The sequence below is a fragment of the Streptomyces bicolor genome (genome assembly GCF_000719285.1).
Taxonomy (GTDB): domain Bacteria; phylum Actinomycetota; class Actinomycetes; order Streptomycetales; family Streptomycetaceae; genus Streptomyces; species Streptomyces bicolor.
On record NZ_JOFS01000048.1, the window covers coordinates 42,800 to 48,996 of the forward strand.

Annotated in this window: 5 protein-coding genes; 2 read left to right on the plus strand and 3 right to left on the minus strand. The window is 72.6% G+C overall.

The annotated features are described in order from the left end of the window. Positions 1 to 11: 11 nt before the first annotated feature. Positions 12 to 1,229, plus strand: a complete 1,218-nt coding sequence (istB, locus tag IF78_RS50540; RefSeq protein WP_031478864.1) for an IS21-like element helper ATPase IstB — start codon at positions 12 to 14, stop codon at positions 1,227 to 1,229. On the opposite strand, the gene IF78_RS0139025 is transcribed toward istB, so the two are convergent. From IF78_RS0139025 to IF78_RS0139035, 3 genes are all read right to left on the minus strand, one after another. Beyond that, positions 1,207 to 1,404 (minus strand): hypothetical protein, encoded by a 198-nt coding sequence (locus IF78_RS0139025; protein ID WP_031478863.1) that lies wholly within the window; start codon positions 1,402 to 1,404, stop codon positions 1,207 to 1,209. The two genes, istB and IF78_RS0139025, sit on opposite strands and share 23 nt — an antisense overlap. A gap of 103 nt (positions 1,405 to 1,507) precedes the next feature. Further along, positions 1,508 to 1,636 (minus strand): hypothetical protein, encoded by a 129-nt coding sequence (locus IF78_RS50545; RefSeq protein WP_267882946.1) that lies wholly within the window; start codon positions 1,634 to 1,636, stop codon positions 1,508 to 1,510. Positions 1,637 to 1,801: 165 nt separating this feature from the next. Continuing rightward, entirely contained in the window at positions 1,802 to 4,333 is a 2,532-nt protein-coding gene (locus tag IF78_RS0139035; protein ID WP_031478862.1) for a helicase C-terminal domain-containing protein, read from the minus strand. Between the two features lie 210 nt (positions 4,334 to 4,543). Between IF78_RS0139035 and IF78_RS0139040 the strand changes: the two genes are divergently transcribed. Further along, positions 4,544 to 6,169 (plus strand): substrate-binding domain-containing protein, encoded by a 1,626-nt coding sequence (locus IF78_RS0139040; RefSeq protein ID WP_031478861.1) that lies wholly within the window; start codon positions 4,544 to 4,546, stop codon positions 6,167 to 6,169. Positions 6,170 to 6,197 lie beyond the last annotated feature (28 nt).

Consider the following 6,197-nt stretch of genomic DNA (forward strand, 5'->3'; position numbering starts at 1 on the left):
GGCTGCGAAGAATGCCCACCGTGCAGGCCATCACTCGTGATCCGTCACCGACCACCACCACCCTCGGGTACGCCCTGTTCGCCACCCGCTGGCTGCAGGCCCCGCTCTACTTCGGCCTCGTGGCCGCACAGGGGGTGTACGTATACAAGTTCTTCAACGAGCTGTGGACGTTAGTGCTCCGGTGCGTGACCGGGCAGGCGACCGAGACGTACGTCATGCTCGCCGTGCTGAAGCTCGTCGACGTCGTGATGATCGCCAATCTGCTGATCATGGTGATCGTCGGCGGCTACGAGACGTTCGTCTCCCGCATCGGCCTGCAGGGCCACCGCGACCAGCCCGAATGGCTCTCGCACGTGAACTCCAACGTGCTGAAGGTCAAGCTCGCCACCGCCATCGTGGGCATCTCCTCGGTCCATCTGCTCCAGATGTTCGTGGACGTCCACCACACCTCGCGCCACTCGCTGCTGTGGGGCACGGTGATCCACATGGCGTTCATCGCCTCGGCGGCGATCCTGGCGTACATGTCGGGGCCGATGGCCGCGCACGCCGAGCGCGGAGACCGGCACACGCACCGCGAACACGCTCCCGACGAGCCCGCCGAGAAGGCCTTCATCCCGGCCCAGGTCACCACGCGTGAGGACGAGCCGAGCGCCGAGGAACGGTTGCGCGCCGCCGGTTTCCCAGCCCGGAAGCTGCTGGAGGACTTCGACTCCGAGCACCCGCGCTCCTTCGACCGGGAGGCCGTGGCCCGGCTCGGCAAGCTGGACTTCGTCGCCGCCCGCCGCAACGTGGTCTTCGTCGGCCCGCCCGGCACCGGCAAGACGCATCTGGCCGTCGGCCTCGGCGTGCGCGCCTGGCAGGCCGGCCACTCGGTGCTGTTCGCGACCGCCGAGGAGTGGGCCGGCCGGCTGGCCGGTGCCCGGGACGCCGGGCGGCTCGCCGAGGAGCTGGCCGCGCTCGACGAGCACGCGGTGCTGATCGTCGACGAGGTCGGCTACACCCCCTTCGACGCGGACACCACGGCCCTCTTCTTCCAGCTGGTCGCCCACCGCTACGAACGGGCCTCGCTGATCGTGACCGGCGACCGGCCGCTCGACCGCTGGGACGAGATCTTCGGCGGCCCCGCCGCACTGGCGATGGTGGACCGGCTGGCCCACCACGCCGAGGTCGTACGGATCGACGGGGACAGCTACCGGATGCGGCGGGCTACTTCAGCGTGGGCAGATTGAGGTTGTTGACCAGCGGCTGGGCGAACAGGTGCCCGTCGATGTTGACGATCGGCTCGCCTCCGGACCCGGCGGCCGGAAGGGGCAGGGGCAGGGCGGAGGCGGGGGCCGCGGCGGCCAGTACGCCGAGGAGGAGGGCGGCGGCGACGGTGGCGAGGCGGGTCGGGGTGGGGCGCATGAGTGCTTGCGGACCTTTCTGAAGCCGGGACGGGAACGGTGGTGAGCCGGACGGGCCGGACCCCGGGGACGGGGGCCGGCCCGCTGCGATGAGCCGGCTCGCGTCAGACCGGCGGCGTCTCGACGAGGAACCCGGCGATGTCGATGCCGATCGCCGCGGCCTGGGAGGCGAAGGCGCCGATCATGGCGGCGGTGGCGGTCAGCACGGTGGCGATGCGACGCGCAGTGCGCATGGAACAACTACCTCTCTGTTGCGCTCACTTGAGCGTGATCAGGACATCGGGTGGCTGCCCTGCGCGACGCGAGGAGATGCGGAAGCCCCGGCAAGCTCCCTCAAGAGTGGGACGGGCCCGGCGTGGCGTGCATGAAATGCCGCGCACACCCGAACGGGTGGGACCTCAGATCTGGTCGTCCGCCAGCTCCGCCACTCCCGTGATCCGGTGCAACGGATACGTCCGCACCTCGTCCGCGGTGTGGTCGTACGCCGTCACGAACCCGCCCTCGACCCGCACCGGCGCGATCACCCGCTGACTCGCGGCGCCCTCGGCGTTGACGTACCCGATCCACAGCGCCTCGCCGGTCAGGACGGCGGCCTGCATGGTGGCGAGGGTCTCGGCGGAGGTCGTCCGGGGCAGCTCACCGCCGGTCACCGCGGGGGCGCTCGCGCTGGGCTTGCGCGGGGTCGTGGAGGCGACGTCGCCCGCGCGGATGGCGCGGATCGCGGCCGTCAGCAGCGTGGCGTCCGGCGTCGGCGGGCCGTCCGGGACCGGTTCGGGGGCCGTGCGCGGCGGGGTGCGGTGGGCGTCGGCGCGGGTGATCAGGACGTCGCCCTCGGCCGACTCGGCGGCCGGCGCGAAGCCCATCGCGCGCAGGCCCTCCAGCAGCGTGGCCGGATCGGCCTGGGCGGCGAGCACCGTCGGCGCCAGCCGGCGCAGGCGCAGACCCGCGGCCCGCTTGTCGGCGAGGATCTCGTTCAGCATCGCGTCGTCGTCGCAGCGGACGTACGCCGAAGCGGCGCCCACCCGCAGATGACCGTGCTTACGGGCCACGTCGTCGATCAGATACGCCAGCGGCTGCGGCACCGGCGTCCGCGAGTGCTCGGCGAGGAAGGCGTGCAGATCGGAGGCGCTGCGCCCGGCGTCCAGGGCGCGGCGCACCGAGCCGGGCGTGAACCGGTACACCGTCGCCCCGCCCTTCGACTCCACGTCCGCGAGCACGTCCAGCATGTCGGCGAGCGGCCGCCGCAGCGGCCCGGGCGCCACGGCCGTGAGGTCGGCCTGGAGCAGGACGTGGTCGAGCGGCTCGGGCAGGAGCGGGCTGAGCAGGCGGGCGGCGGCAGCGGTGGCGACGGCCTGCTCGGTGGGGGAGAGGGGCTCGGCGGCCGGAGCCGGGCGGTGATGCACGGGGAGCTTGTCACCGGGACCGACCGGCCCTTCGGACGTGTGCTCCGGCAGCCGCGCCCCCAGCAACGCCCGCCCATGCCCCGACAGCGCCCCCCGCCCCGTGACGCCCAGCATCTCCGCCTCGCTCAGTGCCCACCGGGCGAGCCGGCCGCGCAGGTCGTCGTCCTGCTGGGGGCCGCGCAGCGGACGCTCCCAGCGCAGCCGCGCCAGCACCGACTCGGCGGACGGGGACTGCCCCTCCGGGAGGCCGGCGAGCAGGCTGAGCACCCGGTGCCGTACCTCCGGCGCGGCGGAGCGGTCGAGGCCAGGGCCGAGCGTGGACAACGTACGGTCCTTGGCGTCCCGCCCTCCGACGAGCCCTGCCGTACGCGTCGCCGTCAGCCACGCCTGCGCCAGCCGGGCCCAGCGCTGCGCGGGGGGCTGCTCCAGCCACTCGTCGTAGGCGGGCGTCGCCGCGTACCGCTCGTCGGCCTCGCCGTCGGAGGCCAGCAGCCCGGCGGCGTAGGCCAGCTCGACCCAGAACGCGGCGACGGGCTCGGCCACGTCCAGGGCGACGGCGGTCCGCTTGAGGTCGCGCACGCTGAGCCCGCCGGCCCGCAGCACGGCCGGCCCGCCCTCGTCCCAGTCCTTCAGCAGTTCCTCGACGGTCGCCAGCGCCGTGTAGGCCTGTCCGGCCGCCGTCGCGTCCACAACCTGGGGACTGTGCGTCGAGGCCGCCTCGATGGACGGCGGCAACGGCTCGGTGGCGCGGTGCGCGCGGCCCGCGCGCAGGTGCAGGGCCACCTCGCGGGGGAGTACGACCGTGCCGGGCGTCGTGGGCAGCAGGAGGCCGCGGTCCAGGAGCCAGCGCAGGCGCGGCGCCGGGTCGGCGGTGACCTGGCCGTACGGCGGCCCCCAGAGCAGACGGGAGAGGACCTCCAGGGACTCCTCCGGGGCGTCGGCGAGCAGGGCCCTCATGCGTCGCCGGTCGCTGAACAGGGCGGTGAGCGAGGCCACGGCGGACACGGCGTCGTGCGTCGAGGGCAGCCCGGCCGTCGTGACGATCTCCTGGATACGGCCCGGGGACATGCCCGCGGTGGCCTCCTGCACGGTCGGCCCGAGCCCCGTCGGTGACGGATGCTGCGGCGCGGGAGCCAGCAGTTCGCGTGCCGTGCGGACGAGGCGCAGCCGGTCGTCGCCGCCCCACACCAGGGCCTGGTCGCGCAGGGTGCCGAGGGCGTGCGGCAGGGCGCCCGCCACGGCCGGGTCGCCCTCGTCGCCGGCCATCAGGCCGAGCAGCTCGTCGTACGTCGCCGGGTCCGCCGCCACCGCCAGCGCCTCCGCCGTCTGCAGCGCGAAACGGTCCAGCCGCTCCAGGGCGCGCACGACGGAGGCCCGGGTGCCGGCGCGGGTCGCCAGCTGAGTGAGGTCGGTCGGGACGGGCGTGATGAGGTCGGGCCGGCTGCGCAGGAGCAGGGCCAGCGAGGCGTCGTCCCGTGCGCGGAGCGCTTCCGCGAGGGAACGGGGCGGTGTAGCCGGGTCGCTCATCCTGCCCACGTTAGCGGGTGGGCAACGGGGCGGGGGGTGCGTCGGTCGCCCGGAACGCCACTCGACCGGCGAACAGAACGTTTCACAAATGACCCCCGGATGAACATCATCCGGAGGATTCCGGCACCACTGGCAGCACCCCGCACCCACTGGTCACCCTGGGCTCCCTGTCAACTACTTCACGGCCAAGGGAATTCGGGGGTCCCGGCGGTGAGCGAACAGGTCGAGCAGTGGGTCGCGATCCTGAGTCTCGCGTTCCCGGTCGCGGCGTTCCTGTGGGAGTTCGCCATCGTCGGCCGCAAGCGGCTCGGCTACCGCGTGCAGATGGACACCCTCGCGGCGGACGCGGCCGACAAGCCGTACGCCGACGTGCTGGGGGACATGCGGCACGACGGCCACCAGCTCAAGGACCCCTCGTTCGTCCTGCTGCGGATCGAGAACGCCGGATCCGCCAAGATCGTCTCCGAGGACTATCTGGCCGACCCCGCCGATCCCTACGGCATCAAGGTCACCTTCCGCAACCGCCGGGTCGCGGCCGTGGTCCTCACCGATCCGAGCAACAACGCGCTGCGCGACTTCTTCTTCGAGGAGGTGACGGAGGGCGACAACGTCCGTGTCGTCGCCAAACCGGGCTTCCGACGCAACAACAACGCCAGGGACCGCACGGGCACCATCCGGCTGCCGAAGGTGACGCTGCCCCGAGGTGCCGAGTACAAGGTGCTCGTCGTGCTGGAACGCTGGCCCGAGGACGACAGCAGGGACCCCTTCCCGGACCCGGACGTCCAGGGCACCGACGGGCACGACCGCTGGTACGACCCGCTGGTGCGGTTCCTCCGGCTGAAGGCGACCAGGACCGAGAGCCATGTCTTCGCCTCCCGGCCCGCCTGGTGGGCCATGTGGATCCTGATCGCGGCCGTCGTCGTCCAGGCCTGCTTCACGCTGTTCCTCCGCGAGGACCGGCGGCCCCCGCTGGACTGCGTCGGCGGCACCCTGTACCTGCACGGCTCCACCGCCTTCGCGCCCGCCGTCGAGGCCGCCGCCCGCGACTACCTCAAGAGGTGCGACGGGGCCGATGTGCGCATCCCCCTCGCGGACGACACCTTCCGGGGCAGCACCGACGGTGTCACCGACGTGGACAAGGCCGGCCGGGACGCCGGGATCCAGGTCGGCGAGGGCCTCGGCGACCACATCGCCTTCACCGACGGCCTCGCCGCCGACGGTCACCCCAACCTGATACCCAAGCCCATCGCCTTCTCCGTGTTCACACTCGTCGTCAACAAGGACGCGAACGTGGAGAACCTGAGCCTGGCCCAGGTCCGCGACATCTTCGCCGGCCGGGTCCAGAACTGGTCCGAGGTCGGCGGCAACAAGGTGCCCGTCCACCTGGTCAACCGCGAACCCGGCTCGGGCACCCGCAAAACCCTCGGCGCCAAGGTCCTGGCCGGCAAGGAACCGCCCCAGTTCACGGAGACCGACTGCGCGGCCCTCAGCGAGAAACAGTACGGTCGCTGCGAGGTCAGCAGCACGGACGCCATGCTGGACAGGACCGCCTCGACCCCCGGTGCCATCGGCTACAGCGAGGCCGCCGGAGTCGAGGCCCACCAGGCCGCCGACAAGCTCGTCAAGCTGAAGATCGACGGCAAGGAATCGACGGCGGAAGGCGTCGAGGACACCAACTATCCCTACTGGCAGACCGAGTTCGCCTACACCTACGGCCCGGTCCCGGCCGCCTTCCTGAACTTCCTCACCCAGCAGAGCGGCCGGGACATCCTGCGCGAGCACGGCCACGGCCTCTGCTCGGAAGCGCGGAACTCCGATGAGTGCCGCCCGGTCTGACCCACACCACCCGCCGATATGACCCGCC

Bases quoted from the DNA above. Each gene is read 5' to 3' on its own strand.
- IF78_RS50545 (WP_267882946.1), bottom strand. From the start codon at position 1,636: ATGCGCACTGCGCGTCGCATCGCCACCGTGCTGACCGCCACCGCCGCC.
- IF78_RS0139035 (WP_031478862.1), bottom strand. From the start codon at position 4,333: ATGAGCGACCCGGCTACACCGCCCCGTTCCCTCGCGGAAGCGCTCCGC.
- IF78_RS0139025 (WP_031478863.1), bottom strand. From the start codon at position 1,404: ATGCGCCCCACCCCGACCCGCCTCGCCACCGTCGCCGCCGCCCTCCTC.
- istB (WP_031478864.1), top strand. From the start codon at position 12: ATGCCCACCGTGCAGGCCATCACTCGTGATCCGTCACCGACCACCACC.